The following is a 3,549-nucleotide window of genomic DNA, read 5'->3' as shown; positions in this document are numbered from 1 at the left end:
TCCGGTCGGACCAGATGGGCCGAGAGATGGGCCGAGTGGGTCAGATGGGCCGAGTGGGCCGAGTGAGTCAGCCGGGTCAGCCGGGTCCGGTGATTGGACTGCGGATCCACTGGTTCCTGGTGACCTGTTGGCTGCTGTGTATGAGGGCCATGATCCACCGGTGGCGCTGCGGGAAGTACTCGCTTTCAGAGATGGTACGTGTCAGGAACCTGGTTGCTCGGTGGCTGCTGAGCGCTGCGATCTTGATCATCATGTGCCCTGGCCTGAGGGAGAAACCAGGGCCAGTAATCTTCAGCATCTCTGCCGCAGGCACCACCGGCAGAAATCCCACGGTCACCTCAGCCCACCCACACCAGAAACACCCCCTATGAGCTGACGCGAGCCATGGCGATCGCGCGGGCAGCGTGCCATGCTTGCCGTACATGGGCCACGTACACCAACCAGAACCGACACATGCCGCAGAGGACATCGCCCAGCGCTTTGCCACCGCCTGGAACAGCGCAGACGCGGATGCACTAGCCAGCCTCTTCACCGAGGACGCCGACTTCGTCAACGTCGTCGGCCTCTGGTGGAGCTCCCGCGATCGTATTCGCAGCGCCCACGAATACGGCTTCCGCCGGATCTTCGGAGACTCAGAGATGACGCTGACCCGGACAACCGTGCGCCGCCTGGGGGAGCAGATCGCCGTGGTGCACGCTGCCTGGAACCTCACCGGTCAGACACCGCTGGGGGAAAGCGACACCGCTGCGCGCAGCGGTGTCATCAGCTTCGTCGTCCACCAGCAGAACGGAGAATGGCTGGCGGTCGCAGCTCAGAACACTGACCGGGTGCCCGGCGCTGAGACACTCATAGCTGGGGAACATGGCATGCAGCCAGCGGCCTATCAGCCCCTCGGCGCCCACAATGTCCGGGGTGCCAAGTAGCATCAATGACATGACCGGACAGCAGCACAGCAGGGAGCGGACAGCCTCACCCGCCGCCTCCCAACCTGCCCTGCTGGACTCACTGGCACCGCCTGCTGCGCCAAAACTTCCGGCGGGATCCGCACAGCGCCTTCCCGTAGCCCAGGTGCTGCTGGAGACGCCTGTGCCCCACCTGGATCGCCCCTTTGACTATGCAGTGCCTACCGACTTCGAAGACGTGATCGTCCCTGGCTGCCGGGTGAAAGTGAAGTTCTCCGGACGGGACATGGCCGGCTGGGTGATCTCCCGCAGTGAGACGCCGACGACGGCGGCGCGGCTGAGCCTGATTTCCAAAGTCGTCTCGGCACTGCCGCTGCTCAGCAACCAGGTCCTGCAGCTGGCCGAGCAGGTCGCACAGCGCTACGCGGGCACAACCTCAGATGTGCTGCGCGCCGCAGTTCCAGCTCGGGCAGCACGCGTGGAGAAGGAGTTCGCCGGGCTTGCTGCCCCGGAGCCGGAGGAACCAACGCAGCCCCCGGGTCCGCGCCAGGCCGACTTAGCTCTGACATCTTTCGGGGCGTACAGCTGGGAGCAGAAGATCCTGCAAGCGGTACAGGACTGCCTCGCCGACGGGGGAGATGCGATCGTCGTCGTCCCCGATCAGCGGGATGTGGACCGTGCAGCCGAGGCGCTTGAGAACGCCCTGGGAGAGGACACTGTCGCCCGGCTGACCGCAGAGATGGGACCCACACCGCGGTATCGCTCGTATCTGCGACTGCGCTACGGTCAGGCTCGAGTAGCTGTGGGTACTCGTTCTGTCGTGTATGCGCCAGTGTCCAAGCTTCGACTGCTGGTGGTGCTCGATGATGATGACCCCAGCCACACGGAACCGCGCGCCCCCTATCAGCATGTGCGCGAAGTAGCACTGCTTCGGACCGTGCAGACCGGTGCTGCAATGCTGTTCCTCTCTGCCCACCGCAGTCTGGAAGTTCAGCGACTGGTGGAACGCGGCTGGCTGGAGGATATAGCCCCAGGTCGAGAAGAGCGCCGGACCGCCTCGCCGCTGATGATCTCCACTGCGGATTCCTACCAGCAGGAGCGAGATCCCACATTCCAGCAGGCTCGCCTGCCAGCTGCTGCCTACCGGGCTGCCCGTGAAGCACTGGCCCATGGGCCGGTGCTGATACAGGTAGGGCGCACCGGATTCATCCCCGCCGTACTGTGCGAACGCTGCCGAACCCGACAAGAATGCCCCGAATGCCACGGGCCGCTGACCCTGCCGGCCCACCACGGCCAGTCCCAGACATTGCGCTGCCGCTGGTGCGGACTGCACCACCGGCGGCACCGCTGTCATGAATGCGGCAACGGGACCTTCCGCGCCGGCGCCCGTGGTGCGGATCGCACAGCCCAGGAACTAGGCCGAGCCTTCCCCAACACCACAGTGGTCTCCTCCACCGGAGATCACCCTGTGGCCGAAGTAGGGGAAAACCCGCTTTGGTAGTCAGCACCCCTGGTGTAGAGCCGGCAGCAGCCCAGGGCTATAGCGCCGCCCTGCTGCTGGATGGAGATGCGCAGCTGAACCGAGAAGGCCTCGATGTGCCCCGGCAAGTACTGGCTCGCTGGTTCCGGGCAGCCTCCTTGGTGCGTCCCCGCTCTGCGGACCCCGCCCAGTCCGGCACGGTGGTGGTCACCGCCAGCGACGAAGAACTCACCGCGGCACTGGTGCGATGGGACCCGGTGGGCTACGCCCGCAGGGAGCTATACCGCCGGCTCGAGCTGGGGCTGCCGCCTGCCACCCGGATGCTGAGCCTCAGCGGAGAACCCGCCGAAGCGCAGGCCTTCATGGACGAAGCAGCCCTGCCAGCGGGGCTGGAATGGATCGGACCGGCTCCGATTGATGACGAGAGGCAGCGCTGGCTGCTGTTCTTCTCCTATGCCCAAGCTGCAGAGATCATCGCCGAGATGCGCCGGGTCCGGCGCAGCAGCAGCGCAGCCCCCAGCTCCCGCGGGACCGAACACCGCGGCCTGCGGATCGCGGTGGACGACGTCATCTCGCTGCAGTTCTGACCCGCTGCAGTTCTAGGAGACCCATCGGCGGATAGCGCGGGCAATCTGGGCAGGCTTCTCATAATGCACCAGATGTCCCGCCCCACGGATCACCTCGAGCTTCCCCTGCGGCAGCGCATCACGCAGCGCACGACGCCCGGCCTCAGTGCTCAGCTGATCCCCGGAACCCGGGAGCAATAAGACCGGAAGCTGAAGATCAGCGGCATAATCGAGCACCGTATGACGGCTCGAAGCAGCGTAGGCCTCTAGCAGAGTCTGCCGGTCGGAGTAGCCGCCAAAGTGCTGCGCATGCTGGTCGCGCACATACTCAGTGACACGCGGATCCCGCTCAGCGCGCATTGTCAGGTTAGTGATCTTCAGCACTGTGCGTGAACGCAGGAATGCATTGCCAGCTGACTCCGGCAACAGCCGGCTGATCGCGTAGTAGAGCTCTACCACGGCAGCTCCGGCCAGCAGCCTTCCACGGAAGATGTGATTGCTGATCGGTGCCGTCAGGACCAGCTTGGCCCAGGCTTGAGGGTTCTGCGCAGTATGAGCAGCAGTGACGATGGTCCCGAAGGAATGCCCCATCAGTACATCG

4 protein-coding genes are annotated in these 3,549 nt (G+C 65.0%); 3 read left to right on the top strand and 1 reads right to left on the bottom strand.

The genetic code is table 11. From position 1 onward, the window contains the following. Positions 1 to 422 precede the first annotated feature (422 nt). Genes TX78_RS00375 through TX78_RS14035 form a run of 3 tightly spaced genes read left to right on the top strand, consistent with a single transcriptional unit; the run spans position 423 to position 2,969 of the window. On the top strand, positions 423 to 923 hold the full coding sequence (locus TX78_RS00375) for an SgcJ/EcaC family oxidoreductase (protein WP_044492711.1): 501 nt from the start codon (positions 423 to 425) through the stop codon (positions 921 to 923). Between the two features lie 10 nt (positions 924 to 933). Next, positions 934 to 2,403, top strand: coding sequence for a primosomal protein N' family DNA-binding protein (locus tag TX78_RS00370; RefSeq protein WP_049897245.1), 1,470 nt, complete (start codon positions 934 to 936; stop codon positions 2,401 to 2,403). Continuing rightward, positions 2,397 to 2,969: a hypothetical protein gene (locus TX78_RS14035; protein ID WP_049897243.1), complete on the top strand. Its 573-nt coding sequence runs from the start codon at positions 2,397 to 2,399 to the stop codon at positions 2,967 to 2,969. The genes TX78_RS00370 and TX78_RS14035 overlap by 7 nt, the downstream gene beginning before the upstream one ends. A 12-nt stretch (positions 2,970 to 2,981) precedes the next feature. Here the strand turns inward: TX78_RS14035 and TX78_RS00365 are convergent. After that, positions 2,982 to 3,549 (bottom strand): alpha/beta fold hydrolase (locus tag TX78_RS00365; RefSeq protein WP_158644277.1); only part of this gene is annotated, 568 nt, incomplete at its 5' end.

It is taken from the genome of Nesterenkonia massiliensis (genome assembly GCF_000455245.1).
Lineage (GTDB): Bacteria > Actinomycetota > Actinomycetes > Actinomycetales > Micrococcaceae > Nesterenkonia > Nesterenkonia rhizosphaerae.
This window is presented reverse-complemented; position numbering and strand designations above follow the sequence as displayed.

Excerpts from the sequence above, each read along its gene's own strand:
- TX78_RS00375 (WP_044492711.1), top strand. The coding sequence starts at position 423 with ATGGGCCACGTACACCAACCAGAACCGACACATGCCGCAGAGGACATC.
- TX78_RS00370 (WP_049897245.1), top strand. The coding sequence starts at position 934 with ATGACCGGACAGCAGCACAGCAGGGAGCGGACAGCCTCACCCGCCGCC.